The organism is Shewanella sp. SW32, assembly GCF_025653365.1.
GTDB lineage: Bacteria > Pseudomonadota > Gammaproteobacteria > Enterobacterales > Shewanellaceae > Shewanella > Shewanella oncorhynchi.
Genome location: NZ_JAKKSJ010000023.1, coordinates 67,361 through 90,374, shown reverse-complemented (window position 1 = coordinate 90,374; position 23,014 = coordinate 67,361). Strand labels below are relative to the sequence as shown.

Annotated in this window: 35 protein-coding genes; 22 read left to right on the top strand and 13 right to left on the bottom strand. The window is 46.6% G+C overall.

What is annotated here, in order from left to right; all coding sequences use genetic code 11:
* The 5 genes from L5M28_RS14910 to L5M28_RS14890 all read left to right on the top strand — a co-directional run.
* A partial coding sequence (locus L5M28_RS14910) for an integrase core domain-containing protein (protein ID WP_263147013.1) occupies positions 1-241 on the top strand: 241 nt, incomplete at its 5' end.
* 8 nt (positions 242-249) lie between these two features.
* Positions 250-816 (top strand): hypothetical protein, encoded by a 567-nt coding sequence (locus L5M28_RS14905; protein ID WP_263203743.1) that lies wholly within the window; start codon positions 250-252, stop codon positions 814-816.
* Positions 817-979: 163 nt separating this feature from the next.
* Positions 980-1,561 (top strand): ComF family protein, encoded by a 582-nt coding sequence (locus L5M28_RS14900; RefSeq protein ID WP_263203741.1) that lies wholly within the window; start codon positions 980-982, stop codon positions 1,559-1,561.
* Positions 1,561-2,115 carry a hypothetical protein gene (locus L5M28_RS14895; RefSeq protein ID WP_263203740.1) on the top strand — a complete coding sequence of 185 codons (555 nt, stop codon included), beginning with the start codon at positions 1,561-1,563 and terminating at the stop codon, positions 2,113-2,115. Before L5M28_RS14900 ends, L5M28_RS14895 begins: the two co-directional genes overlap by 1 nt.
* Before the next feature lie 101 nt (positions 2,116-2,216).
* On the top strand, positions 2,217-2,606 hold the full coding sequence (locus L5M28_RS14890) for a hypothetical protein (protein WP_263203738.1): 390 nt from the start codon (positions 2,217-2,219) through the stop codon (positions 2,604-2,606).
* Positions 2,607-2,695: 89 nt separating this feature from the next.
* On the opposite strand, the gene L5M28_RS14885 is transcribed toward L5M28_RS14890, so the two are convergent.
* The 12 genes from L5M28_RS14885 to L5M28_RS14830 all read right to left on the bottom strand — a co-directional run bounded on the left by L5M28_RS14885 (position 2,696) and on the right by L5M28_RS14830 (position 8,367).
* Positions 2,696-3,016, bottom strand: a complete 321-nt coding sequence (locus L5M28_RS14885; RefSeq protein ID WP_263203736.1) for a hypothetical protein — start codon at positions 3,014-3,016, stop codon at positions 2,696-2,698.
* Positions 3,013-3,243, bottom strand: a complete 231-nt coding sequence (locus L5M28_RS14880) for a hypothetical protein (protein ID WP_263179681.1) — start codon at positions 3,241-3,243, stop codon at positions 3,013-3,015. Before L5M28_RS14880 ends, L5M28_RS14885 begins: the two co-directional genes overlap by 4 nt.
* On the bottom strand, positions 3,240-3,518 hold the full coding sequence (locus L5M28_RS14875; protein WP_006082043.1) for a hypothetical protein: 279 nt from the start codon (positions 3,516-3,518) through the stop codon (positions 3,240-3,242). The genes L5M28_RS14880 and L5M28_RS14875 overlap by 4 nt, the downstream gene beginning before the upstream one ends.
* Entirely contained in the window at positions 3,519-3,797 is a 279-nt protein-coding gene (locus L5M28_RS14870; RefSeq protein ID WP_263179680.1) for a hypothetical protein, read from the bottom strand.
* A gap of 30 nt (positions 3,798-3,827) precedes the next feature.
* Positions 3,828-4,175 carry a hypothetical protein gene (locus tag L5M28_RS14865; protein ID WP_006082041.1) on the bottom strand — a complete coding sequence of 116 codons (348 nt, stop codon included), beginning with the start codon at positions 4,173-4,175 and terminating at the stop codon, positions 3,828-3,830.
* A 25-nt stretch (positions 4,176-4,200) separates the two neighbouring features.
* Positions 4,201-4,461 carry a pyocin activator PrtN family protein gene (locus L5M28_RS14860; RefSeq protein ID WP_220591999.1) on the bottom strand — a complete coding sequence of 87 codons (261 nt, stop codon included), beginning with the start codon at positions 4,459-4,461 and terminating at the stop codon, positions 4,201-4,203.
* Complete coding sequence (locus tag L5M28_RS14855) at positions 4,458-4,811, bottom strand: hypothetical protein (RefSeq protein WP_263179678.1); 354 nt, start codon at positions 4,809-4,811, stop codon at positions 4,458-4,460. The genes L5M28_RS14860 and L5M28_RS14855 overlap by 4 nt, the downstream gene beginning before the upstream one ends.
* A gap of 269 nt (positions 4,812-5,080) precedes the next feature.
* The gene (locus L5M28_RS14850) at positions 5,081-5,212 is read right to left on the bottom strand and encodes a hypothetical protein (RefSeq protein WP_263179676.1); all 132 of its coding nucleotides are present in this window, start codon (positions 5,210-5,212) and stop codon (positions 5,081-5,083) included.
* 171 nt (positions 5,213-5,383) lie between these two features.
* The gene (locus L5M28_RS14845; RefSeq protein ID WP_263179675.1) at positions 5,384-5,902 is read right to left on the bottom strand and encodes an ImmA/IrrE family metallo-endopeptidase; all 519 of its coding nucleotides are present in this window, start codon (positions 5,900-5,902) and stop codon (positions 5,384-5,386) included.
* A 4-nt stretch (positions 5,903-5,906) separates the two neighbouring features.
* The gene (locus L5M28_RS14840; protein ID WP_263179674.1) at positions 5,907-6,260 is read right to left on the bottom strand and encodes a helix-turn-helix domain-containing protein; all 354 of its coding nucleotides are present in this window, start codon (positions 6,258-6,260) and stop codon (positions 5,907-5,909) included.
* Positions 6,261-6,799: 539 nt separating this feature from the next.
* Entirely contained in the window at positions 6,800-7,654 is an 855-nt protein-coding gene (locus L5M28_RS14835) for a YEATS-associated helix-containing protein (RefSeq protein WP_263179673.1), read from the bottom strand.
* A gap of 11 nt (positions 7,655-7,665) precedes the next feature.
* Positions 7,666-8,367, bottom strand: a complete 702-nt coding sequence (locus L5M28_RS14830; protein WP_263179672.1) for a helix-turn-helix transcriptional regulator — start codon at positions 8,365-8,367, stop codon at positions 7,666-7,668.
* Positions 8,368-8,446: 79 nt separating this feature from the next.
* On the opposite strand from L5M28_RS14830, the gene L5M28_RS14825 reads away from it, so the two are divergent.
* From L5M28_RS14825 to orn, 8 genes are all read left to right on the top strand, one after another.
* The gene (locus L5M28_RS14825; protein ID WP_011847789.1) at positions 8,447-8,650 is read left to right on the top strand and encodes a Cro/CI family transcriptional regulator; all 204 of its coding nucleotides are present in this window, start codon (positions 8,447-8,449) and stop codon (positions 8,648-8,650) included.
* A gap of 31 nt (positions 8,651-8,681) precedes the next feature.
* Positions 8,682-9,290, top strand: coding sequence for a hypothetical protein (locus L5M28_RS14820; RefSeq protein WP_263179671.1), 609 nt, complete (start codon positions 8,682-8,684; stop codon positions 9,288-9,290).
* A 164-nt stretch (positions 9,291-9,454) separates the two neighbouring features.
* Entirely contained in the window at positions 9,455-10,204 is a 750-nt protein-coding gene (locus tag L5M28_RS14815; RefSeq protein ID WP_263179670.1) for a helix-turn-helix domain-containing protein, read from the top strand.
* Positions 10,201-10,884: a replication protein P gene (locus tag L5M28_RS14810; protein ID WP_263179669.1), complete on the top strand. Its 684-nt coding sequence runs from the start codon at positions 10,201-10,203 to the stop codon at positions 10,882-10,884. The genes L5M28_RS14815 and L5M28_RS14810 overlap by 4 nt, the downstream gene beginning before the upstream one ends.
* On the top strand, positions 10,874-12,130 hold the full coding sequence (locus tag L5M28_RS14805; protein WP_263179668.1) for a tyrosine-type recombinase/integrase: 1,257 nt from the start codon (positions 10,874-10,876) through the stop codon (positions 12,128-12,130). Before L5M28_RS14810 ends, L5M28_RS14805 begins: the two co-directional genes overlap by 11 nt.
* Before the next feature lie 55 nt (positions 12,131-12,185).
* Positions 12,186-12,404 (top strand): helix-turn-helix domain-containing protein, encoded by a 219-nt coding sequence (locus L5M28_RS14800; protein WP_011847783.1) that lies wholly within the window; start codon positions 12,186-12,188, stop codon positions 12,402-12,404.
* The gene (locus tag L5M28_RS14795; RefSeq protein WP_012196674.1) at positions 12,391-12,744 is read left to right on the top strand and encodes a hypothetical protein; all 354 of its coding nucleotides are present in this window, start codon (positions 12,391-12,393) and stop codon (positions 12,742-12,744) included. The genes L5M28_RS14800 and L5M28_RS14795 overlap by 14 nt, the downstream gene beginning before the upstream one ends.
* An 8-nt stretch (positions 12,745-12,752) precedes the next feature.
* The gene (orn, locus tag L5M28_RS14790) at positions 12,753-13,367 is read left to right on the top strand and encodes an oligoribonuclease (RefSeq protein ID WP_263179667.1); all 615 of its coding nucleotides are present in this window, start codon (positions 12,753-12,755) and stop codon (positions 13,365-13,367) included.
* A gap of 353 nt (positions 13,368-13,720) precedes the next feature.
* Here the strand turns inward: orn and L5M28_RS14785 are convergent, their stop codons facing one another.
* Positions 13,721-14,614 carry a hypothetical protein gene (locus L5M28_RS14785; RefSeq protein WP_263179666.1) on the bottom strand — a complete coding sequence of 298 codons (894 nt, stop codon included), beginning with the start codon at positions 14,612-14,614 and terminating at the stop codon, positions 13,721-13,723.
* Between the two features lie 577 nt (positions 14,615-15,191).
* On the opposite strand from L5M28_RS14785, the gene L5M28_RS14780 reads away from it, so the two are divergent.
* From L5M28_RS14780 to L5M28_RS14745, 9 genes are read left to right on the top strand one after another with little or no spacing between them, the layout of a single operon-like run.
* Positions 15,192-15,725: a lysozyme gene (locus tag L5M28_RS14780; protein ID WP_263179665.1), complete on the top strand. Its 534-nt coding sequence runs from the start codon at positions 15,192-15,194 to the stop codon at positions 15,723-15,725.
* Positions 15,706-16,209, top strand: coding sequence for a hypothetical protein (locus L5M28_RS14775; protein WP_263179664.1), 504 nt, complete (start codon positions 15,706-15,708; stop codon positions 16,207-16,209). The genes L5M28_RS14780 and L5M28_RS14775 overlap by 20 nt, the downstream gene beginning before the upstream one ends.
* Positions 16,091-16,339, top strand: a complete 249-nt coding sequence (locus tag L5M28_RS24225; protein WP_227257030.1) for a hypothetical protein — start codon at positions 16,091-16,093, stop codon at positions 16,337-16,339. Before L5M28_RS14775 ends, L5M28_RS24225 begins: the two co-directional genes overlap by 119 nt.
* Entirely contained in the window at positions 16,320-16,676 is a 357-nt protein-coding gene (locus tag L5M28_RS14770; protein WP_263179663.1) for a phage holin family protein, read from the top strand. The genes L5M28_RS24225 and L5M28_RS14770 overlap by 20 nt, the downstream gene beginning before the upstream one ends.
* Positions 16,630-17,163 (top strand): terminase small subunit, encoded by a 534-nt coding sequence (locus L5M28_RS14765; RefSeq protein ID WP_263179662.1) that lies wholly within the window; start codon positions 16,630-16,632, stop codon positions 17,161-17,163. The genes L5M28_RS14770 and L5M28_RS14765 overlap by 47 nt, the downstream gene beginning before the upstream one ends.
* Positions 17,138-19,135, top strand: a complete 1,998-nt coding sequence (locus L5M28_RS14760) for a phage terminase large subunit family protein (protein ID WP_220592016.1) — start codon at positions 17,138-17,140, stop codon at positions 19,133-19,135. Before L5M28_RS14765 ends, L5M28_RS14760 begins: the two co-directional genes overlap by 26 nt.
* A gap of 29 nt (positions 19,136-19,164) precedes the next feature.
* Entirely contained in the window at positions 19,165-19,371 is a 207-nt protein-coding gene (locus L5M28_RS14755) for a hypothetical protein (RefSeq protein WP_012196681.1), read from the top strand.
* A gap of 49 nt (positions 19,372-19,420) precedes the next feature.
* On the top strand, positions 19,421-21,001 hold the full coding sequence (locus L5M28_RS14750; protein WP_263179661.1) for a phage portal protein: 1,581 nt from the start codon (positions 19,421-19,423) through the stop codon (positions 20,999-21,001).
* Positions 20,904-22,985, top strand: coding sequence for a ClpP-like prohead protease/major capsid protein fusion protein (locus L5M28_RS14745; protein ID WP_263179660.1), 2,082 nt, complete (start codon positions 20,904-20,906; stop codon positions 22,983-22,985). The genes L5M28_RS14750 and L5M28_RS14745 overlap by 98 nt, the downstream gene beginning before the upstream one ends.
* Positions 22,986-23,014: the final 29 nt, after the last annotated feature.

The following is a 23,014-nucleotide window of genomic DNA, read 5'->3' as shown; positions in this document are numbered from 1 at the left end:
GAGTCGTCGCGGGAATTGTTGGGATAACGCACCAATGGAGCGTTTCTTTAGAAGTTTGAAATCTGAGTGGATACCCGCAAGTGGTTATGGGAATTTTACAGAAGCAGATAAAGAGATCACAAATTACATCACTGGATATTACAGCGAGACTAGGCCCCATCAATATAATGGTGGGTTAACGCCAAATGAGTCAGAACGTTTATATTGGAATGACTCTAAAACCGTGGCCAATTTTACTTGACCACTACAATGAAAGGAATTGCGGCTTTTGGAGGGTTGGCTCTAGGTGTAGTTAATCTGGCTCTTTTCTTATACAAAGAGTTTTTTCGTAAAGCTACACTTTCAGCCTCTATTAGCTTCGCTGAAGTTCGCTCTGTAACTGCTGATACTTTTGATATCCAAGTCGATGTGCATCTTAGGGCAAAAGGTGGAACGGTTTACTTAAATCGACTCCACTTTGATAACAAAACACCTGTTTTCGACCCCGTCCAAGGGGTCGGGATACGCGATGTATATAAAGTCATAAACAAACTTGGCTATGATATTCTTGCGTCTGCGAATGGTGAAGGTTTCATCGATAGGCTCCAGACACTTTTTCCAGAATCCTTCTACATCGCAAATACCAAGATGGAAGATAAAGAACACAGGGTAATTACCATTATTGATCGTATTGTTATAGGGCGACATATGGATGGGCCTTGGGAATGGCCTCTACATAATTGGACTCTTGAGTTTGAATCGTCAGCAAGAAATGTAAAAGTTGGCTTCGATTTTAAAAAACATAAAACAAATATATACAACAATTTTTGCCACTAGCAGGCAGCTAACAAACGCATCAAGTTCGCTCGTAAACTCGCTGGGACATCAAAACTACGCGGCATTTGGTTTTGGTGCTTCTCATTTTAAACCCAATGCCGCTTGAGTTTTGCCGCCCCTTATGCGGGCGTTAGGCGATTCGAGTAATTTGAGAGAGCTTGCAATGGAAGTAAATATTAAAAAGATTGAAGGGAATTGGACCTTAGGTTACTCGTTGGACAAGCACACTACTCGCAGTACTCCTGTTGGGTACAATGAATATGGGCACATGCAGTTTGACACAGAGCGCCCGGAGGCTGGCGAAGCCCTTTTTCAGCTAAAATACCGATCTGATTTTTCCCAGGTGCCAATCATAGGGCAACAATTATACAATTCTTTTGGCAGAACGTTTTCATCATCGAGTTTAGTAATACCTATGCCAGCTTCGAAAGCTAGAACTAAGCAACCAGTCACCGAGATCGCAAGAGATCTAGCTGGCCGAATGGGTATCCCATGTGTTGAAAATCTACTTGTTAAAACTGGTAGCACAGCAGCTATGAAGGATATCGAAGCGAGAGATGAAAAGGTGTCTACGCTCATGGGGGTATTCAAAGTAAACGATGTATTGGGTGTAGGCTTGTTCGATGTGCTGATTGTTGATGATCTATTTGATACAGGTTCTTCTTTGGAGGCCGCTACAACTGTATTACGAAGCTATAGTAAAATAAGAAATATCTATGTAGCCACGGTAACTAGGAAAAGATAATGTATAAAGTATTCATATCAGGCTCTATGGGAATCAAGAACTTAGATCAGAATGTTCAAGGTAGAATCAACAACATAGTTGAATCTGGTTATCAAGTAATTGTTGGTGATGCTAGCGGTGTAGATAGTTCTATTCAAGAATATTTAATTTCAAAGAATATGGAATACGTCCTTGTGTACTGTTCCGGTGATAACCCAAGAAACAATCTTGGACATTGGCCAGTATCAAAAATAGAAACTAATGCAACTTCAGGAACCAGAGAATTTTTTACGGCTAAAGACTTAAAGATGGCTGAAGATTGTGATTATGGATTAATGGTTTGGGATACGAAAAGTACTGGAACTTTGAGCAATGCAATTGAGCTCTTAAAAAGAAAGAAATCTGCTTTAGTGTATATAAACAAAGCTAAGGAATTCCTCAAGATAAAAGAAGTAACTGATCTTGAAAAACTTATTTCTTACATGAGCTCATCAGCATTAGAGAAAGCTGACAAAAAGCTGAAAATTAGAGATGTCATTCAATCTTTTAAACATCAACAAAACAGTCTTTTCTAAGTCGCCTAACAAGCGCAGGCACTGGGACAAATTTTCCGCTGCGCTCCAAATTTGCCCGTGCTGCGGGCGTTAGGCTTCAAAAAATAATTAGAGTTAATAATATGAATGTTTTAAAACTAGGAAAAATAGCACTATTAGAAGTAGTTGCGATTATTTCCTCAATATCCATTGGTATCGCTTGGATGTTTGATTCTAATGGACCTTATGAGCCTTACTTAGTTTGTTGCGGTTTAGTTTGGGTATGTACTGACTTTTATAGACGCTATAAAGTACAGCCTACAATTTCTAAGCATAAAGAGACAATTAATAATTCACCTCCTAAGAGCCCTTTTGTAAAAATAGAGAAGGTTGATGGAGCAATAGCACAATGTCCTTCAGCAATGTGTAACCGAGTTGCTATGACAGTTGAAGATGCAGAAGCGTATTTTGGCTTTCGAAAGCTAGCCAATGGTAAAAATCTGGTTCAGTCTTATTGCAGAGCTTGCCGTTAAAGCTTAACAAGTTGATTAAACTGAATTAAAAAAGTGGGTTATGTTTCGCTACACATTATAACCCACAATTTTGTCCGTTTAGCTCGATGTTACATATCCTCCTTATCTTTCGGTGCAAAGAACAGCGCGACGGGGCCATCTTCGGTGTCGTGAATACTCAGTAAGAATGAGCCGGCCTTGTCGCAAACGGGTTGCCAATCGCTGATATCGTTGTCGCCCTCGTCAAAGTAGCGCTCGATCTGATGTTCAGTGGCATCGAGTTCAAACCAAATCGCCACAAACTCGCCGCCTTGGCGTGCCGCCCATGCTTCACACTCTGCGCGGGTTACGCCTTCGTCCCACTCGGGCAAATCTGGATGGGTCCAATAACCTTCTTCACGTTCTACTGTTGCTGCTTGTATCGGGTTCATGCTGCTTCTCCTTTTATCCTGAGTTTTGATTCTGCGTTGAGTGCGAATACTTCGGCGTCGGCTTGGCCGAAGTCGCTGCACTCGATGGCGTTAAAAGACTTACAAATGCCCCAGCCGTGGTAGTTGTTGGGGGTGTACTTCACTTCGATTTGTTGCTGATCGCACATCAAGGTGGAGTAGGGCTTAGATAACGTGACCACGCCATCTTTGGTGCTGAACGCATTCATGCCGCCTCCTTGTTTTGGTTGTCGCTGGTTTGGCTGACAGGCGGATGGCAGGGCAGACGCATTGGGTGATATCGGTACGAATACACTATGGTGCGGCTAATGCCCTTGGCTAAGTTGGTTAAGCCGTTGCCCAATGCTTGCCAATACAGGCAATCTAACGCGCCCAGTGCCAGCGCGATTTTGATGCTGTCGCCCGTTTTTGCCTTTAGTAACAGGCTTAACTTATGGCTGCGGTAATGATTTAACAGATGGCGAAACGCCGCTGATTGAGTCATTTAGGCCACCTGCTTCGGTTGCAAAGGGTTTGATTGCAGCTTGGCCCAGTCGATGGCTTTAATGGCCTCGACCGTGGCGGCGATTTGCTCTAACTTCTTTTGCCCGCGCATAAAGTTCGACAGTTCAATCCCGTGGCGAGCCGCCGCGCGTTCGGCGGGCAGGGCACTGGTGTAATGCAGCGTTAACGCGGCAATCACCTCGGGCGAACTAATGCGGGTGAGCGATAGCAATAACGCAACGCGCTCTTGTGATTCAAAGCCTGGGAGTAAGTGGTTCATGCGCTATTCCTTCCTTTTGAATCAGCAGGGCTAAGCTGCGGCTTCGCCGTTAAACACCACCAGATTGATGATGGGTTTCTTGGTTTTGGGGTTCACCTTGTCCGACAGCTTGTGATAGCGAATATGTACATCGCGGTGGGCTTCTTGGGTCATGGCTAACACGATGTATTGCTGGCACAGCGCGGGCGTCGATAACGAATGCGACAGGCGTTGTGGCTTCATGGTTTCAAATAAGTGCTGCGCCATATCATCCAACTTAGCTTGGTACTCGTCGGGGCTTAGTTGACGGCGGTTAGGGTGCGCGCCTACTGAGGTGCTGCACTTTTTGGCCGCTTGATTTTTCGCTAAGGTCATGGACACGCCGTAAACAAAAAACATAGATACCTCCCCACTGAGCCGCTGATTACGCTAAGTTGATTTGATCTTGCTTGGCGGCGTCGCGTTGCTTGTCGAGGTATTCGGCAAGGTCGGTGACATTGACCATCCAAGGCGCTTTGTTGCTGTTACTGGTGCGAAAGGCGGCTAAGGGCAAGCGGCCGGCTTTGGCATAGTTGGCCGCGGTACGCGGTTCGAGGCCAAAATACTCTTTGCTGATTTGATCCAGTGGCACTATCACTTTGTTGAACTGGGCCATAAGCAAAAACGCGGTGTTGATTCCGCTCATGTTGGTTGCTCCGCTTGGGTGAGTTGCAGCGGATGCACGTTAGTGGCCGCCTGTTCGTTACGCCACACCATCACCTTGCCGTACAAACCTTGTTGGGGCTCAGTGAAGCGCAGGCTGAAGTTGAGCCCGAGTTCGCCCGTGTGGCGTATAAACTGGCGGTAAAAGGCAGCGCTTGGGTGGTGATAGGCAAAATGCTTTACCAGCTCGGCGCAGCGGGCTTGCACCCGTGGGCAATCCATCGGGTCGGTGTGGCCCTTGGCCAGCGCCATTAAGCAGGCAAAACGTATTGCCACCAGTAGACGAAACTCATCGCGTTGCTTAGGTGTGGTGTGAACTTTCGCTAGAATCATTTCCCTGTCCTCGGTAGTTTGTTTAAGTTTTCTTAAATACAATTTAGGAAAACTTAAGTGATGGGTCAAGTTAAAAATTAGGAAAACTTAAAATATTTTTGGTTATTTTGATTTGGTGATTTTTAAAGCATGGGATGATATAAATTAAAGTATTGAACTAAGGAGGGTTTATTGTTTTAAGTTGATGTCGGTCTCGAAAATTACAAGAACATTTTAGAAAGTAAAAAGCCTTGGATTAACAAGGCTTTTGTAAATCAAAAAACAAATGTCTAACCTTTGAATTTTGATTTTGGTATCTCTAAACGCCACATACCACCATCTTTACGGAAAATTCGTTTACCGTTTCGAGTGATATAAGGGCGAAAGATCACAACAACATCTTCATTACATAATGCTGGCATGAGTATCTCCTCAATCTGTCGTCGTTGACAAACTGATGGAAACTGCACTAAGATAAGACTGTCAAGTTTACTTTTATGCTGTTTCAACCAGATACCTAGATGACAACGTTACCTAGGTATTTTGCGTAATAAGTATCTAAGAAAAGGAAGGGGTCGCAGCCTTCCTTTTCTTTATCCTCTCATTTTTTTGAGCCTTAATGCCGCTGCTGTGTAGCTAACTCCAAACTTTTCCACAAGATCTTGTGCTGTATCTGTAGAATTAATCATCCTACTATCCATCAAAAACTCGCTTGCAAAGGTGTCAGCTTGCCATTCGCTGTCTTCATAAACTTGGTGGTCACCACGCGAAAATGCTGGTTCTTGATTTTTGTGTAAATCAAGGTGCCCGAGTTCGTGAGCTAGTGTAAACCGAGCGCGTCCATCACCATTAGCCGCGGCTTCGTATACCGTGTTTTTAATTTTGATTAGTTTAGCATTCGGATAGGTTCGAGCTTCTTCATCGCCTAACTCATAATCCTCTACTACTTCAAAGCATAAAACACCTAACTCTTGTAGGACTTCATAAAGCTTACAAATATTAATGTAAGGCTTAAATTGTCTGAATGAATCTCGACAATTCCTTGCAGAACTCTCAATGGTCGCAGTTTTGAGAGGTTTTACTTTATGGCCAAGTTTACGTTTATGTGCCATCGCACTATCCCTCCAGCAATTCCATAAGTTTTCTCTGATCTTCAGGCGATATATTTTGGTAATTGCGGGCAAATGACACCGCTAGCTCCCTCTGTTCAATTGAACTATCTTTTAGTTCTATCTTAATTGAGGGTTGAGACGTTTTTGCTGCATGCCTCAGCTCTGCAGAGTCCTCGGGATTTAAGTCAAAATATTCGATCATTCTAAGTATATTTTTATCTGTAACCGCTTTCTTACCTAGCTCAATAGCTGATAAATATGCAGAACTAACGCCTAATACCTCAGCTAAGTCTTTCATGATCATTCCACGATCAATCCGTAGCTTACGCAACAAACGGCCTAAGGCTGTAGTTTTCATAGTATTGTCCTCGTGTCTCCAAATGAAGATTATATCTTCATTATCTATTAAACCATAAACAACCGCCTAAATCAACCAATTTTGGTTTCATTAAAGAACCAGTTACATTTTAGACGCAATGAAGACTGTCAATTGATTCAGATTATTCATTTTTTATAGCAGAGAAGGGAATATGTGGGTATGAATGATGATGCGTTAAAGTAAGCTGCGAATTGAGTATTGAGGTGGGGGCGTTATCCATAACTATCGACTAATGGCTCTTCCTGTCACGTGCTTATTAGTGCAATGCGTCTGTTGAATAGCAGGGTTAGAGCTTGATATTATTACCTTTTATAATAAAAAACCGCCGGATGGCGGTTTACTTGAGTAACGTAACACTGCTAAAGCCTAACCAAGGATTGGTGGCTCAGTATCGTGTAAATCTTGAATCAAAATATATTTTATCATACGCAACTCCAGTTTTCTCTGTTAGAACAGTATAACAATCTCAGTATAACAACATTGTGTTTTTATACAAAATATTTTGATGGGCCATAATATTATTGATAATCACTTAAAGGTTTTGGATAGTCTATCTGGTACTTATCAAGTAATTTTTTGAACTCATCTTTATGAGCTATGGAACTAAAATCATCACTCAAATCATTTGAGATAGCAATTTTTACTTTGTCTTCATCTAACTTTAAAGCCATCTCAAGACATTCCACGATCTCTGAAACTTTGTGCTGAAGTAAAGCCATATAACAGGACTTGTTAAAGTAAAGCATTCCAGGAGGTTTGACAGAATGCTGTATTGCTAAGTCGATGTTCTTCATCGCTTGGGGTACATCTCCAACTCTTTTCAAACAATATGCTTTTCTCCATAATGTATTGGAGTCCATTGGATTATGTTTAAGATATTCATTCATAAAAACTAAAGCTTCTTCGTACTCTTGCTTTATCATGTGCATTGAGCCTTGAAGCTTAATCTGATCAATCTGAACTGATAAAGTTTTCTCTGATGCTAATTGAGCTGTTTTTTCAGCTAGTTCCGCTTTGTCGTTTGCCTTTTGCAGCAGTTGTTGTGATATAGAAGATGCAAATTTTTGACAAACGAATGCAGCTGCACTGCACATCCCAAGAAACACATAAATATTTTGATAATCTGGAGAAATATCTTTTAAAAGATTACTGCCAATCATCTGCAAAAATAGTGGAACCATGAATGTTGCAAGTACACCTGTAATCAGATTTCTTGCAAGTCTTCGATGACAGTAACTCTCGTTATAATCAGTATTTAGCCATGACAACCATCCACCAAACAATCCGATTATAACCATTAAAATCAGTGGACTATGTGTGTATTCGCCAACTACGATTGCACTACTTGTAAGATTCTCTTGTGATATATTCATCATAGCTCTTTCTAAATTAACACCGAGTACCAAAACACTTTGCCGATGATTTTGATCTGTTTTAGTTTTTCAGCATCCAAGTGTTCGTCTGGCCATTCTTCAGTATTGTAACTGCGCAGGCGCAGACCACCACCGGGGAGTTTGTAGAGCATTTTGACGCGCATCATGCCATCGTGGTTAATGGCATACATTTTACCATCAACGATTTCGGTGGCTGAGGTATCGACACCAACCGTTGAACCGTGGGGTAATACGGGCTCCATGCTGTTGCCATTTACTTTGACACAGGCTGCATGATCTGTATTTACGCCTTGACGCTTAAGGCTGCTTTTAGCAAAACGGAGCTTAGGGCCTTTATATTCAACACCTTCTGTAATGCCTTCACCCGCTGATAGTTCGACATCCATGTAAAAGGGGATTTCGACTTCATCCTCACCCAGTGGACTATCGTTGTCCCATAGGTCAAAACCGCCTGCCCATTCAGCATTCGATTCAGGTTTCTTCGTGTTTTTGCTATCGCCAAACATCAACCAGTCAGGTGAGCACTGAAGTGCTTGAGCCAACTTGTAAAGATTTTCACCCTTTGGAGATGTGTCACCTGATTCCCATTGTGAAATGGTAACGCTTGAAACTCCTACTTTTTTACTAAGTTGGAGTTGAGTCAGGTTGATAGTTTTTCTTCGCTCTTTAGAGCGTTCACCGAGTGTTTTCATATAAGTTATCTTAAATCAATTTGACTTAGGTTTTATTTGTATTGATACTTAGGAAAACTTAAGTTTAGGGTGGTGAAAAATGAAAACTCAGCTTGCCGTCGAATACTTCAAAGGGAAATCGAAACTGGCTAATGCATTAGGTATTAATCCAGCTTCCGTTTCTCAATGGGGCGATGACGTTCCCGAACTCCGCGCTTATCAAATCGAGCGCCTAACCGATGGCGCACTCAAAGTTAACCCCGTCGTTGTTTTAGATAATCCTGAGTCAGCGAGTGTGGCTTAGGTTCACTTTAGGTTGAAGGAGGGCAGTACACATGAAAACCCATTCACGTAAAAAAGATAGCCGTTTGAATTTGTTGATGAAAACGATTCATCGGGTGTTGGAATTGCCCAAGATGACACGCTTTGCGCTGGCGATAGATTTTGTTGCGGCAGTTGAACGCCTTGGGCTGAGTGAAGTGTTGGCGGCGGAGGGCATTAGCTTTGCCAGCAGCCAAGACGTGCACAACGATGCGCGGATAAATGCCCAAAAGCTGTTCCGTTGGCTTGGTCAGTATGAGGGCCAGCATCCGCAGGTGGATCGCTTGTTTCATGTTGAGCAAGCACTGGTAGCGGCATTGCCTGAGCATTTGCGGGTGCAGTATCTCAACGATGTATTTGGTTGCACAGGGGTGACGGTCATTGCCGACCGCATGAATGATGGCCATGTGCTGCATGTGGCCGATATGGCAGCGTCGCTCACCAAAGAGAATGCTGAGGCGCAAGTGGCGGTGATCCATTTGGGCGAGGAGCCCAAGCGCGAGCAGTTAGTGGCGGCGCACCGTGAGTTAAAAGAGTCGGCGGCGACCACGCAAGCGAGCATGGCGGCGTTAGAGCTGGCCTATCCGTATTTAGCGAGTCAAGGCGGTAAGGCGGGTTGTTGATGACGGAACACGAACACGCATCGATTACTTATCGAGAATAAGAAAGCCCGCAAAAGTTTGGCGACAGGCGCGGGCTTAATACCTAAGAGAGGCGATTACATGTTACGAAAGCATGGGGGTTGCGTCAATTCGGCTTTGTGGGTTACTCCGTTTGGGGGTGGCTTATGAGCATGGAATTGATGGTAAAAGCGATGAAGGCCAAGGTGGGTAATCCACTGCGCAAGCTGGTGTTGATTAAGCTGGCCGACAACGCAAACGATAATGGTGAATGTTGGCCGAGCCATCAGCATATTGCTGACCAGTGCGAGATTGGTCATAGCACAGTGAGAAAGCATATTGCGGCCTTGGTTGATATGGGTTTTGTAACGATTAAAAATCGTAAGGGACCTAAGGGAAATTTAACCAATATTTACACGATTTCAATCTGCTACGAGGTAGCACCCCCTGTGCTAGCAGATAGCACCGAAGAGGTGCCACCAGATAGCATAGGCATGCCACCAGATAGCAGACCCCCTGTGCCACCAGATAGCACCGGAATCTATCACTCTTTTGAACCTATCAAGGAATCTTTAAAAGATAGTTGTCCAGCTACGAGTGCTAAGTCGGTTTTCAATGCGTTTTTCAAAGCGTATCCCGCCCATCGCAAAGGCGGGTCGGATTCGGCTGCGTGGAAAGCGTGGAAGGCTGAAAAGCTGACCGATGCCGATTGCGTGTTGGCGGTGACGTGGTTGAAGGAGGCTGCAGCGCTGGATGCGAGTTGGGGCTTTAGCGCTAACGGCCAGTTTGTGCTCGGTATTACCAAGTTTATCCGCGAACGCCACTGGCTAACGCCGTTGCCAAGACCGATGGGTACCGCCGTTGGGCAAGTGGATTGGCGCCATGCGGTGTATGACCCTGAGGATCCTTTGATATGACTGCCAAGCAAAATACGAGCATGAAATCACTGCAGACCTTAATCCGCCAGCCGTTGGTTGGGCAGGGGCGTGTTAGCCAACCCGAACCTACGGCGATGGACATGGCGATTGTAGACAGCGTGTTTAGCAAGTTGCGGGTGTTGTTTCCGGTGAGTGCACCGCGGCCTGAGGACGAAGCGACCCACAAAGCCGAGTGGCTTAAAACCTTGGCGGCACAGGGCATTGCGAGCCGCGAGCAAGTGCAAGCGGGGCTGAATCGCGCGAGACGCGAGCAGGGCGATAGGCAGTTTTGGCCGACACCGCGCCAGTTTGCTTTGTGGTGCCAACCGACGGCCTGTGATTTGGGGCTGCCCAAGTTAGAGGCGGCGTTTAAGGAGGCAACGCGCCATTACCATCATCCTGATAAGCATACGTGGAGCCATGATGTGGTGCGCTTAGCGGTGCGCGAGACGGGCAGTTGGATGTTTGCCACTGGGCTTGAAAAGGATGTGTTAATGACCTTTGAGCGCAATTACACAGTCTTATGCAGGCGCTTTAGCCGTGGCGAGTTGACCGATATTGAGTTGCCTAAGGCACTGCCTGAAACGGTGACGCGGCCCACTGAGGCGGCAAAGGCGAAATCAATTATTGCCAATTTACGAACCAACCTTGGGCTTAAGGGGGCAAACGATGGCTGCTAGCGGGGTTGAGGTGGGTAAGTTGAACGATGCCGCGCTGCGCCGTTGGTTACGTGGCGGTTTGACGCGGGATTTTAGGGACCCGCAGTTTCCTGAGGTGCGTTTACGGGCAACGGTGGATAGGGCGAAGGCGAGTGTGCATTTGGTGATTAATGAGGGGGATAAGACGGTTTGGAAGAAGCAAGGCGTGTGGCCGAGCATGTGCATTAAGACGTTTTTGGCGGATTTACCTGTGATGTTGGCTAAGCGCAGTGCGGGCGCGGATGTGTTGCGTGGTGAGTTTGCGACTGTGACTGATTTGCTGTTGTGGTATGGGGACTATTTGGATGGTAATACGACGTTAAGCCCGAGCTGGCGCGATAACTGTAGGTCGATTATGCGTAAGCAGTTGTTGCCTAAGCTGGGTGATGTGGCCTTGGCTGAGTTGTCGTTTTTGGTGGTGGATAGTGCGTTGGTGAAGCTGATGCTGAATGAGGGGTATGCGCCGCATTATATTCGTTTGAGTGTGAATGTGCTTAAGCGAGCGTTGAGTTTGGCGGCGGATTTTAGGTTGTTATTGCTTAATCCTCTGATGGGTTATCGAGTGACGATGAGTTTAACCTTATCACCTAAGCCTGATACGCGCTTGATGGAGTCTGACTTAGGGCCGTTGTTTGTGGCGTTGCGTGATGCATTTATGCCGGTGGCGATGTTGTTTATGTTGATGCTGATGTTTGGGACGCGCATTGGTGAAACCCGTTTGGCACGATGGGAGCATTTTGCGGGTGAGTTTTGGTTTATTCCTGCGGCGAATGCGAAGAACCGCCAAGAGCACCGGCTACCGTTAACGCCTACGGCTAAGGCGTTGATCCAGCATTATTTGCAGTGGCAGCTTAAAAATGTGGGTAAGCGGGCGTTTTTGTTTGCGGGTGATGTTGGCGCTATTAGCCAGCGCACTGCGCATTATTGGAGTGAGACGATTCGGTTTAAGGAGTTTACCTCGCATGATTTGCGAAAGCTTTGCCGCACGATTATCCAAGACATGGGCGTAGATACTATGGTGGGTGAGCGGTTGCTTAATCATGCCTTGCCTGTGCTTTTGCGTACCTATGTTCATTCGACGTTGGATAAGGGCATGTTGAGTGCGCTTGATGCGTATCACGCGCATTTAATTTCGCTCGGTTTTAGTGAGGTTGCGCCCGAGATAATCCCTAGATCGTCTGCGAATGTTGGGAGTGCTCAAACCCTTGGTGTGAGTGGGTGGCTGTGATGATCGTTGCATCAGCCTTACAAGAGTATGCAATGGCACTAAATAAGGTGGTTTTATGAGTCATCCAGCTGCAAAAATTCTAAAAACAGGCAGGGCGATTAAGGGGCTTTCTCAGGACGAAGTGGCGGCGTTTTACGGGATAAGCCGCCGAACGTATCAGCGATGGGAGAATGGCAAGAGTAACGTGCCTTATAACCACCTGCGCTCAATAGTGGATGATGTATTCCATTTATCGATAGACCAGATCACGGAGGTGGCTAATGCGAGTATGTGATGCGCAAGAGCAGGTTATTAACATGAAAGCCCTTCGTGCTGGGCTCAATGCCTGGGGGCGTTATTGGGCGTTCCAAGAACTCGGTAAAGGTTTCACTAATCGCAGTGCTTGCGATAAGTTAGGTGAGGTGCAGGTTTATGGATGTGCGTTGGTTAGGGAGTTGAGCGTTCCTAAGCAGGTGGTCCAGTTCGATAGGATGATTGAGCGGTTATCGCCAAACTGTATTCGGGCGATTCGCACCTGTTACGTGTGCAAAGGCCAGTGGGCATTGATGGGGTTCGATAGCAAGAAGTCGTATGTGTATTGGTTGAGAAGGGCAGAGATTCAATTAGCAAAGTGAGGTGGGTGATGGAGCAATTCTTTTTGTTTGGTGATTTAGAAACGGGTGGGCTGAACGGCCGCTTAGACAATGGGATGCTGGGTATGGAGTATTATCCTATCTTTGAGCTGGCCTTTATCGTGACTGATAGTGAGCTAAACCAAGTGGGTGAAGCGCTGCACATTGTTGTGCATCAAGACTATGAACACATTGCAAGGTCACATGAGTGGGCGATAGATGTGCATACCAAGAGTGGGTTGTTAGCTGCTGTTCGTGCCTCATCAGTATCGTTAGCACAGGCTGAGCAGATGGTACTCGAACACCTGAAAGCACTGGGAATACCTAAGCATGACCGTAAAGCTAAGACTGGTGTGGTGTTTGCGGGTAACTCAATCATGTTTGATCGTTCGTTTATCATGTGCCAAATGCCTGAGCTTCATGAGTACATGCATTACAGGCAGCTAGACATATCAGCACTAGGGCTCGCAGCTAGAGCTTGGGCGCCTGAGGTTGAGCGTAATGCGATTAAGGCTAAGCAGTATCAGCATGAAGCCTTAGCCGATATTCGGGAGTCGATAGCAGAACTCAAGTATTATCGCGACGAGTTGTTTGGTTGTGAAATATCATCTTTGTCAATAGGTTAGGTACGGCCTGTTCAAATGAGAATGGCTATCATCAGAGCTAGATGCGACCTATTATCATCACGGGTCCTTCCGGCTCGGTTGATTGCGGGGGCGGTGACGCGCAATGCTTCACTACATATGAGAATTTTGGGGAGGTTGGTTGTTGTTTTATGAACATTGATTAATGCTAAAAAAAAGCTCTCTTAATTTAGATTGTTATTTACTGATTTTAAAGGATTAACCTGCAATGTAGTTGGTAAGGATTTAGCGCTTCGATCTATGATCGAATACCACAACTTTTAGATCTTTTGAGGTGGACTAGATCGTAGTTCAGTAAGATTTGATTGGTGAGAGATGTAGTTACTGAACTATCACTAATCACCAGAGTTAGAGATTAGCTTTGAGGTCAATATGATCTGTTCATCCGCAGGCTTGGCAAATGACAATTCACATCCAGATTTCAATCTGTATAAGACTCTAGTACCGCCTTTATCTGTCGTCTCTTCATGCATATCGAATATCTCAGTTGCAAGGATGAGACTCTTTAACGATTTATGTCCATAGTTTTCTTTCAATACCGCAACCTCTTCAGGTAGATGTTGCTTTAGTAGTTGTCCTGCAGTATTTATCAATGTCCAACCATCTGCTCTCTGCCTTTGAACGGCAATCTTCCCTAACATTATGACTAAGGGAGTATTTATTAAATAAGAATATTCCATGATTTTTTTGCCTTCCTCTGAATTGAGAAAGCTTACAAGAAGATTTTTAGCCCTATCTAAGGCACTCACATTGGCTTTTAAGTCTTCAATTTCTTCCCGTATTTCTTTACTCTGCTCGTCAAGTTCATCTCCAATAATCCGACAACTGTCTACAGAATTACTATCAAATCTCGGTAGTAAATGATGGACCAGCTTATTTCTATTTGAAACTAAATTGGCTAAGCGTACTTTTTTTGCTTCATAGTTTGTAGCGTCGCATTCTAAGTGAAAACGAAAAGATAAATATGCGTCATCGATAACTTCGGGTTCTGATGAGATAGCTTCGCTATCAAGGTTGGTATTTTCAATATACTGTCCAACCAACGTCCCCATCGTTTGCTTGCTGATATTCTTAACCCGTGCTGCTTTTATCTTCTCTAAATCTCTTGAAAATCCTGATAACTCTCTATTTGCAACAATAAACTTTAATAAATGTTCAAGTTCTTGGAAGAGCATTATATTTCTTCCTATTTTCCTTAATACTTCGTCTACAGAGTCCTTTAATGACATACCTTTTCCATGTTGTTTTGGTCGGCGGCTTAAACAATTTGGCCACATAATAAAAAGTTTGTCAGCATCTAAAGTAGATCATTACCAGTTGAAATAATCTTTGATTGGTAGTTGTTTATCACTTAAGTGATAAGTAAAACAATAAATCCTCTGTGATTAAGTTTTCACGTATCACATATTTACAAATTCCGAAACGACACTTTTGTCGCTTTTAGCGACACTTTTGGCGCTTTCAAGGCCCTTAAAATCGAGTACATTTGTATACGCTTGCTAAGGTTACATTTATTCAGTCGCACGTTATTTGTCTGCCAAGGGCTCCTTTTAGGGGCCCTTTTTATTTGGCGCTATTTCTTGTTCGCAAACATCCAAATAGCTGTTCGTTAGCTAACCCCCCCGCTGAAAAAAAGCGGCCGCTGCAATGGTGGTCGTGGTGGGTATGTGTTGCAGTGGTGTTTGACATGATCGCTACGGACGTTGAAAGACACTAAAAACATCAGCTGTTAGAGGCGGCTTACCTAACCGTTGATCTAACCGTTGGCCGCGCTAAGGCTAACCTCATTTTAAAGGAGTCTGACCTATGTCATTAAAGCAAAAGCTCGTGGCACTGGGGCTTTCTTCTGCTGTCGCGCTGGCTGGGGCTAATTTGATAGCTCCCACCGAAGCGCCGAATGGCGAGCCCGTTTTGCACACCTATCTTGATCCGGTGGAAGTTATCACTGCCTGCTTTGGCCACACTGACCCCGAGCTTGAGATCAACCAGTTTTTTAGCGAGCAGCAATGCATTGAAATGTTCGCCAAGGATTTAGGCAAAGCCGATCGGCAGCTGCGGCGGCTAACGTATCCGGTGCAACTTACCGAAGGTGAGCACGCTGCTTATCTCAGTCTGATTTATAACTTTGGCGCGGGTAACTTTCAAACCTCCACCTTGCGCAAGCTGTTACTGCGCGGCGAACGGGTGGCCGCTTGTCATCAACTTACCGAAGCCTGCGGAAAAAAGGGCTGTAATGGGTTTGTCTATGCCGCTGATATCAAGTTGCCTGGCTTAGTCGAACGCCGCAAAAAAGAACGTAAAATCTGCTTAAAGGATTTATATGTGGAAAAAAATCATTAATGCCACTGGCTCGCTGCATCTGTATTTAATCGCAGCGCTCATCATAGTGATAACGCTACTTGGCCTTAGCCTCACCGCCGTTAAAGCCGACCTCGCGTTAAAAAACTCGCAGCTAGAAACAGCCGCCGTTAACCAGCGCATACTGCAAGATGATCTCACAGTTGTTACCGATGAACTGCAAGCGCAGGCCATCGAACGTGACAGGCTTGCTAAGGATTACGCCTTTGCCTTAGCGCTCAATGAACAAACCGCTAAAGCCAAGGCTGAGATTGATCGCCAGCTTGCTGACCAGCGAGAAGCCATTAAAAAACTAAGGACCTCAGCCAATGAACAAACCCGAAGTTGGGCTAATACTGCTGTGCCTGATGATGTTAAGCGGCTGCTCAAGCACGCCGCCTATTGCGCGCACCGTAGTCACCAAGCAGACCCAATATGTGTTACCGCCGCAATCATTAATGAGCCAGTGCCTGCCAGCCGAATGTAGTTCAGACGCTAATGCCGATCTGCCCGATTGCATCATTCAACTCTTAGCCGTGATCACCAAGTGTGATACCGATTTGCATAACATCGAAACATGGCGAACGGAAAAACAGCATGAACAATCCATACATTAATGATGTTGCCACCCAAAAAGGGTTTACGTTGAGTGCCTATATATCGTCACTAATGAGCACATTGGGAGGTGCCTTTACTATGGATAAAGTGGCGATGTTAATTGGCTTACTGCTCGCTATCCTCACTTTTTTGGGCAACATTGCTTATCAAGAGTTTCGCCGTCAACGTGAGCGTCGCCAAGAGCAACGAGAGCGCTTACAAGAAGAAAAAGACGAAAAGCGCAAACAAGAACTTCACGCCGCCGACATGCAACTGAAAGCCGCCCTGCTAAAACAAGTGGAGCATCCTAATGGCCCGCATTCAACCATCACCACCCGAGCCTGTTCTACTGAGTAAAACCGACCTATGCAAAAGCCTTGAGATCAGCACCCAAGCGTTTGATAAGTGGGACGTGCCAGTGCACAGCAAGCGCGGCCGCGTGAGTTTATACAAAATGGCCGATGTGGTGGGTAACAGACTTGCCAACGAGCGCAAAAAAAACATCACTAAACCTGATGAAGATGATCCAGATGCGCCAAATATCGACTTCGAACGCTGGCGCTTAACCCGAGCACAAGCCGACGGCCAAGAGCTTAAAAACGAAAAAGACCGTAAAGAAGTGGTAGAGGTTCTGTTTGCCACCTTTGTGCTAAATCGCATTGCTGCGCAAATTGCCCCAGTGCTCGATCAAATACACATACGGGTAAAACGCAAATTCCCCGACATTCCAGAACGCACAATCGACGCTATCAAAGCGGAGGTGATTAAAAGCCAAAACACCGCCGCCGATCTTGCGGAGGGCATTGAGGGTTTATTAGATGAGTATATCGGCCGCGCAGATTAAAAATCTGAAAGCTGCCGTTGCTGCTGGGCTGCGTTCGTTCTATCGCCCACCCATGCTCACTTGTTCTGAATATGCCGACGAGCACTTTTACATGTCGTCTGAGTCCTCTTACACCGAGGGCAAGTGGGAAAGTTTACCGTTTCAAATTGGCATTCTTAATGCCATGGGTAACGACCAAATCAGCACGCTTAACTTAATGAAGTCAGCGCGTGTCGGTTACACCAAAATGCTGATGGCTAATGCTGCTTACAAGATTGAGCACAAAAAGCGCAACGTGTTGATCTATCAACCTCGTGATGGTCAAGCCAAAACCTTCATGAAAAAGCACGTTGAAACGGCGATTCGTGACATCCCTGTTTGGCGATCGCTTGCGCCTTGGATGGGGCGCAAACATAAAGACAGCACGCTAGAAGATAAAATATTCACCAACGGCAAAACGCTGATGGTGCGCGGTGGTACCGCTGCAGCTAACTATCGCGAAATCTCCACTGATGATGTGATCTACGATGAGCTAGCGGGTTTTGATGAATCCATCGAGCACGAAGGTAACGCCACATCGCTTGGTGATACTCGTATCGAGCTGTCGATGTTTCCTAAGTCGATTCGCGGTTCAACGCCTAAAGTGCTCGGTACCTGCCAGATTGAAAAAGCCTGCAGCGAATCACCGCACTATTTTAGGTTCAACTTACCTTGCCCACACTGCGACGAACTGCAGGATTTAAAGTGGGGCGGCCCCGAAGAAGCCTTTGGGATTAAGTGGCATAAAAATGCCAAGGGCGAGCACGATCCAAGCACAGCCTATTATCTGTGTGAGCACTGTGGTTGCTGTATCGAAAACAATCAGCTCGATGATATGGAGCTGCACCCAAGCGCAGTTTGGATATGCGAAAACACCGGCATCCGCACTAAAGACTTTTTAGATTTTTATGATGCCGACGGAAACGACATCACCACGCCGCCCAATATCTCGATTCATATCTGGTCGGCCTATAACTCGCTCAACAGCTGGGCGAAACTGGTAACTGAGTTCTTTAAAGCCAAAGGCGATAAAGAAAAGCTGCAGACTTTCGTCAACACTAAGTTAGGCCAACCGTGGGATAACGACAACGGCGAACGCTTAGAGTGGGAAGAATTAGCTAAGCGCCGCGAAATGTACCCGAGTGGCAAAGTGCCTAACTGGGTGGTGTATTTAACTTGCGGCATCGACACCCAAGATAACCGTTACGAAGGCCGTGTTTGGGGTTGGGGTGCGGGTAAAGAGGCGGCGCTAATTGACCGCTTTATTCTCCATGGTGATCCCGCTGATCAAGTTCTTAAAGACAAAGTGGCTGAGCGTATTGCGCAAAGCTATGCCCGTGCCGATGGTGTTGTGCTCAATATTGGCGTAGTGGGTTGGGACTCAGGCGGCCACTATACCGATGACGTTTACGCCATGAGTAAAAAGCTTGGACTAATGCGGGTTATACCCATTAGAGGTGCCAACGTTTACGGCAAGCCGATCGCCAACTTCCCCCGTAAGCGAACCGCCAAAGGCGTGTACTTAACGGAGGTCGGTACCGACAACGCCAAAGAGTTGTTGATGTCGATGTTGCGGATTGCCCCTGATGTGGATGTGCGCAAACCTGGTGCGATTCACTTTCCGCTCAACGAAGCGGTATGTGATGACGTTGAGCTGCAACAGCTCACCAGCGAACGCAAGGTGCCGGTGCGCCAAAACGGGCGGATCATCTATAAATGGGACAACCAAAAGCGCCGCAACGAGGCGTTAGATTGTTTCGTTTACGCCTTGGCCGCGTTGTATATCGCGATAGAGAAATTCGGCATTAACCTCGACAAACTTTCACAAGTTACCCCGATCGCCATATCAAGCGACCAACCCAAAGAACCAAAACCCAAAGCCGTAAAACAGGCCAATGCAAATGCTGCTTACCTAAACGGTGGCGGTGGTGGCAGTTCTGGCGGTTGGCTGTAGTTAATGCCAATAAAGCCAAGGATAACAGCATGACCCAAACCCAATGCCAACAGATGATCGATGCGTACTTTCAGGCCGAGCTTGATGTGTTAGCAGGCAAGCAAACCACGATCAACGGCAAAACAATGACCACCGAGGACCTAGGCGAAATTCGCAAAGGTCGGCTTGAGTGGGAGCGCCGATTAAGTGCCTTTAGCCGCCCACAGGGTGGCGTCAAGTTAGCCAGCTTTAACTAATCAAGCCGCATTAATAAGGCACTTCTAAAAATATAAGTCGGAGCAACACATGAGCATTATCAATGATGCGCTGGCGATATTTGCCCCGCGTTTAGCATTACAGCGTGAAGCGGCCGCAATGAGCTACCGCAACCTGAAAGGGTATGAAGCCGCCAGCCCAAGCCGCACGCATCGCGCTAAAAAGGAAAGTCGCGGGGCTAACCAAGCGGTATTTGCCGCAGGTAAAAGCCTGCGTGAGCAAGCGCGCTGGTTAGACGAAAATCATGATCTCAGTATCGGCATTCTCGACCGGATGGAAGAACGGGTGATCGGTGCCCAAGGGATTGTGGTTGAACCGCAGCCGCGCAGTATTAGCGGTGAAATCCTTGATGACTTAGCTAACGATATTCAACGCCGTTTCGGTGCATGGTCGCTTAAGTGTGATGTGACGGGCCGCTTTAGTCGCCCTGAATTAGAACGCTTGGTGTTACGTAGCGCCCTGCGTGATGGTGATGTGTTCGGCCAGCATGTGATGGGTAAAGTGTCGAAGTTCGGCCACCCAAATGAGCAAGGCACTCAATACAGTATTGAAGCCTTAGAAGCCGACTTTATCCCCTACGAGTTAAACGAACCAGCAAAGCGGGTACGCCAAGGGCTTGAGGTTAACGGCTGGGGCCAAGTGGTTAACTATCACGTATTGCTCGATCACCCTGCGGATCAAGTCGGCTTTCGCTACAAAACCAAAGTGATACCAGCATCGAGCATGATGCACTTAGGCTTATTTAAACGCCTGCACCAACTGCGCGGCGCTTCGTTATTCCACGGCATTTTAACCCGCCTTGGCGATATTAAAGACTATGAGGAATCTGAGCGAGTAGCGGCTCGGATTGCGGCCGCGCTGGCGTTTTACATCAAGCGCGGTGATGCCGCCATGTTTGTTCCTGACTCAAGTGGTGAATCGTCAAGCCGCGAAATCCCCATTGCACCTGGCATGACCTTCGATGATCTCAAGCCCGGTGAAGATGTGGGCATGATTGAATCAAACCGCCCTAATGTGCACTTAGTTGATTTTCGTAACGGTCAATTAAAAGCCGCCGCAGCTGGTACCCGTGGCAGCTATTCCAGCATTGCCCGTGACTACAAAGGCAGTTATTCAAGCCAGCGCCAAGAGCTAGTTGAGCAAGACGAATCCAACCGAATTATGCAGCAGTGGTTTTGTGCTGGCTGGTCGCGGCCTGTGTTCCGCAATTTTCTCAAAATGGAAATGCACAACAAGCAGGACCCATTAGTGCTACCGCCTGATCTCGACATGCGCACTTTATTTGATGCCGTGTACTACGGGCCCACCATGCCATGGATTGACCCACGCAAAGAGGCCGAAGGCTGGGAAATGATGATCGCTGCCAACGTCGCAACCGAGGCCGATTGGACTCGCGCCCGTGGCCGTAATCCTGCAGAAGTAAAACGCCAGCGTAAGCGTGAGGTGGATTACAACCGCGAAAACAACATGGTCACGGCCAATGACCCCGACCCGATACTTGGAGAACAAACCAGTGAAGAAAACCAAGATAGCAATAGCGGCAGCAGCGCTAAGCGCAATGCTGCCAAGCGGAGCGCTGACCGCGCCCGCCGCAACGCTGAGCCAGATTAACAACGAGTCTCACCCAAGCAAAAGCTGGTATAGCCTCAAGGCGCAAAACGGTAATGCCGAGTTAATGATCTATGACGAGATTGGCGGCTGGGGCATTAGTGCGCAACAGTTCGCCCGTGATCTACAGGCCCTAGGCAAAGTGGGCACCATTACCGCCCGTATTCATTCGCCAGGCGGCGATGTATTCGAAGGTATGGCGATTTACAACATGATCAAAGGCCATCCAGCGCACAAAGTTTGCTACATCGATGGCCTTGCTGCTTCGATGGCCAGTGTGATTGCCATGGCTTTTGATGAAGTCATCATGCCTGAAAACGCCATGATGATGGTGCATAAGCCTTGGGGCGGAACTCTCGGTGATGCTGAAGATATGCGCAAATACGCCGACTTGCTCGATAAGGTTGAAGGCAATTTAGTGGGCGCCTACCAACACAAAACAGGCTTGTCAGAAGATGAACTTCACGCCTTATTAGCCGCTGAAACTTGGTTAACAGGCCGCGAAGCAGTGGAAAAAGGTTTTGCCAACACCCTCACCGATCCGCTGCAAATGGCGGCATCACTTAATTCAAAACGTCTTAAGGATTTTACTAATATGCCTGAAGCTCTCAAAAACCTGTTTGCACCGCAGGGTAACAGTGCTCCCAACCCACTCGTGCCAGCACCAGCAGCACCTAATGCTCAGTTGCCTGCGCCTGCAGCAACACAACCTGATACCACAGCTATTCAAGCGGCTGCGATTGCGTTTAATACTGAGCGTATGAACGGTATCAATGCGGCATTTACTTTCTTTCCTGAGTTAGCAGAGTTACGTAATCAGTGTATTGCCGATGCCAACATCAATGCTGATAAAGCCAAAGACATGATCTTGGCAAAGTTGGGAGAGAACACTACACCGTGCGCTACGTTACCTCGCACGACTATTTATGCGGGTAACGGCAATATCGTTGGTGACTCGATCCGTGCTCAGTTAATGGCGCGTTCCGGCCATGCAAAAGCTGAAGCTAGCAACAACTATTCGAGCTACACCATGCTTGAGTTGGCGCGCGCCTCACTGTTAGATCGCGGTATCGGCTGCGCTGGATTCAACAAAATGGATATGGTCGGCTTAGCCTTTACACACAGCTCAAGCGACTTTGGCAATATCCTGTTAGATGTAGCTAATAAATCAGTGTTAATGGGCTGGGAAACCGCCGAAGAAACCTTCGAGCGTTGGACCAAAAAAGGTCAACTAGGCAACTTTAATATCGCCAAACGTATTGGCCTTGGTGACTTTAATAGCCTGCGCCAAGTACGGGAAGGTGCGGAATACAAGTACGTCACCGTTGGCGACCATGCACAACAAATCGCGCTGGCTACCTATGGCGAGTTGTTCAGCATTACTCGCCAAGCCATCATTAACGACGATATGAGTATGTTGACTGATATCCCAATGAAAATGGGCTTTGCCGCCAAAGGCACCATTGGCGATTTGGTATATGCGGTATTAACCAAAAACCCCGCAATGGCTGATGGCAAAACGCTGTTCCATAATGAACACGGCAACTTAGGTTCTGGTGCGCCAAGTGTGGCGGCCCTCGATGCTAATCGCATGTTAATGCGTAAGCAAAAATCGGGTAATCGCCCCCTGAATATTCGCCCTGAGTTTGTACTGTGCCCTGTAGCGCTTGAAACCACGTTTAACCAGATCATTAAGTCCAGTTCTGTTAAAGGTGCCGATGTGAATTCAGGTATTGCTAACCCAATCCAAAACTTTGCCGAAGTGATTGCTGAGCCTCGTTTAGATGATAACAGCGCGGTTCAGTGGTTCCTTTCTGCGGGTCAAGGCCGCGACACCATTGAGGTGGCTTACCTTGATGGCATCGACACGCCTTACATTGAGCAGCAACAGGGCTTCACTATCGACGGCGTCGCCACCAAAGTACGCATCGATGCGGGTGTTGCACCGCTTGATTACCGTGGATTGGTGAAATCAACAGGCGTGTAAACAGCGCTAAACCGACATAAATGGGCTAT

What these genes read in the sequence shown, in the direction of transcription:
- L5M28_RS14905 (WP_263203743.1), top strand. Translation starts at nt 250, where the DNA reads ATGAAAGGAATTGCGGCTTTTGGAGGGTTGGCTCTAGGTGTAGTTAAT.
- L5M28_RS14900 (WP_263203741.1), top strand. Translation starts at nt 980, where the DNA reads ATGGAAGTAAATATTAAAAAGATTGAAGGGAATTGGACCTTAGGTTAC.
- L5M28_RS14895 (WP_263203740.1), top strand. Translation starts at nt 1,561, where the DNA reads ATGTATAAAGTATTCATATCAGGCTCTATGGGAATCAAGAACTTAGAT.
- L5M28_RS14890 (WP_263203738.1), top strand. Translation starts at nt 2,217, where the DNA reads ATGAATGTTTTAAAACTAGGAAAAATAGCACTATTAGAAGTAGTTGCG.
- L5M28_RS14885 (WP_263203736.1), bottom strand. Translation starts at nt 3,016, where the DNA reads ATGAACCCGATACAAGCAGCAACAGTAGAACGTGAAGAAGGTTATTGG.
- L5M28_RS14880 (WP_263179681.1), bottom strand. Translation starts at nt 3,243, where the DNA reads ATGAATGCGTTCAGCACCAAAGATGGCGTGGTCACGTTATCTAAGCCC.
- L5M28_RS14875 (WP_006082043.1), bottom strand. Translation starts at nt 3,518, where the DNA reads ATGACTCAATCAGCGGCGTTTCGCCATCTGTTAAATCATTACCGCAGC.
- L5M28_RS14870 (WP_263179680.1), bottom strand. Translation starts at nt 3,797, where the DNA reads ATGAACCACTTACTCCCAGGCTTTGAATCACAAGAGCGCGTTGCGTTA.
- L5M28_RS14865 (WP_006082041.1), bottom strand. Translation starts at nt 4,175, where the DNA reads ATGTTTTTTGTTTACGGCGTGTCCATGACCTTAGCGAAAAATCAAGCG.
- L5M28_RS14860 (WP_220591999.1), bottom strand. Translation starts at nt 4,461, where the DNA reads ATGAGCGGAATCAACACCGCGTTTTTGCTTATGGCCCAGTTCAACAAA.
- L5M28_RS14855 (WP_263179678.1), bottom strand. Translation starts at nt 4,811, where the DNA reads ATGATTCTAGCGAAAGTTCACACCACACCTAAGCAACGCGATGAGTTT.
- L5M28_RS14850 (WP_263179676.1), bottom strand. Translation starts at nt 5,212, where the DNA reads ATGCCAGCATTATGTAATGAAGATGTTGTTGTGATCTTTCGCCCTTAT.
- L5M28_RS14845 (WP_263179675.1), bottom strand. Translation starts at nt 5,902, where the DNA reads ATGGCACATAAACGTAAACTTGGCCATAAAGTAAAACCTCTCAAAACT.
- L5M28_RS14840 (WP_263179674.1), bottom strand. Translation starts at nt 6,260, where the DNA reads ATGAAAACTACAGCCTTAGGCCGTTTGTTGCGTAAGCTACGGATTGAT.
- L5M28_RS14835 (WP_263179673.1), bottom strand. Translation starts at nt 7,654, where the DNA reads ATGAATATATCACAAGAGAATCTTACAAGTAGTGCAATCGTAGTTGGC.
- L5M28_RS14830 (WP_263179672.1), bottom strand. Translation starts at nt 8,367, where the DNA reads ATGAAAACACTCGGTGAACGCTCTAAAGAGCGAAGAAAAACTATCAAC.
- L5M28_RS14825 (WP_011847789.1), top strand. Translation starts at nt 8,447, where the DNA reads ATGAAAACTCAGCTTGCCGTCGAATACTTCAAAGGGAAATCGAAACTG.
- L5M28_RS14820 (WP_263179671.1), top strand. Translation starts at nt 8,682, where the DNA reads ATGAAAACCCATTCACGTAAAAAAGATAGCCGTTTGAATTTGTTGATG.
- L5M28_RS14815 (WP_263179670.1), top strand. Translation starts at nt 9,455, where the DNA reads ATGAGCATGGAATTGATGGTAAAAGCGATGAAGGCCAAGGTGGGTAAT.
- L5M28_RS14810 (WP_263179669.1), top strand. Translation starts at nt 10,201, where the DNA reads ATGACTGCCAAGCAAAATACGAGCATGAAATCACTGCAGACCTTAATC.
- L5M28_RS14805 (WP_263179668.1), top strand. Translation starts at nt 10,874, where the DNA reads ATGGCTGCTAGCGGGGTTGAGGTGGGTAAGTTGAACGATGCCGCGCTG.
- L5M28_RS14800 (WP_011847783.1), top strand. Translation starts at nt 12,186, where the DNA reads ATGAGTCATCCAGCTGCAAAAATTCTAAAAACAGGCAGGGCGATTAAG.
- L5M28_RS14795 (WP_012196674.1), top strand. Translation starts at nt 12,391, where the DNA reads ATGCGAGTATGTGATGCGCAAGAGCAGGTTATTAACATGAAAGCCCTT.
- orn (WP_263179667.1), top strand. Translation starts at nt 12,753, where the DNA reads ATGGAGCAATTCTTTTTGTTTGGTGATTTAGAAACGGGTGGGCTGAAC.
- L5M28_RS14785 (WP_263179666.1), bottom strand. Translation starts at nt 14,614, where the DNA reads ATGTCATTAAAGGACTCTGTAGACGAAGTATTAAGGAAAATAGGAAGA.
- L5M28_RS14780 (WP_263179665.1), top strand. Translation starts at nt 15,192, where the DNA reads ATGTCATTAAAGCAAAAGCTCGTGGCACTGGGGCTTTCTTCTGCTGTC.
- L5M28_RS14775 (WP_263179664.1), top strand. Translation starts at nt 15,706, where the DNA reads ATGTGGAAAAAAATCATTAATGCCACTGGCTCGCTGCATCTGTATTTA.
- L5M28_RS24225 (WP_227257030.1), top strand. Translation starts at nt 16,091, where the DNA reads ATGATGTTAAGCGGCTGCTCAAGCACGCCGCCTATTGCGCGCACCGTA.
- L5M28_RS14770 (WP_263179663.1), top strand. Translation starts at nt 16,320, where the DNA reads ATGAACAATCCATACATTAATGATGTTGCCACCCAAAAAGGGTTTACG.
- L5M28_RS14765 (WP_263179662.1), top strand. Translation starts at nt 16,630, where the DNA reads ATGGCCCGCATTCAACCATCACCACCCGAGCCTGTTCTACTGAGTAAA.
- L5M28_RS14760 (WP_220592016.1), top strand. Translation starts at nt 17,138, where the DNA reads ATGAGTATATCGGCCGCGCAGATTAAAAATCTGAAAGCTGCCGTTGCT.
- L5M28_RS14755 (WP_012196681.1), top strand. Translation starts at nt 19,165, where the DNA reads ATGACCCAAACCCAATGCCAACAGATGATCGATGCGTACTTTCAGGCC.
- L5M28_RS14750 (WP_263179661.1), top strand. Translation starts at nt 19,421, where the DNA reads ATGAGCATTATCAATGATGCGCTGGCGATATTTGCCCCGCGTTTAGCA.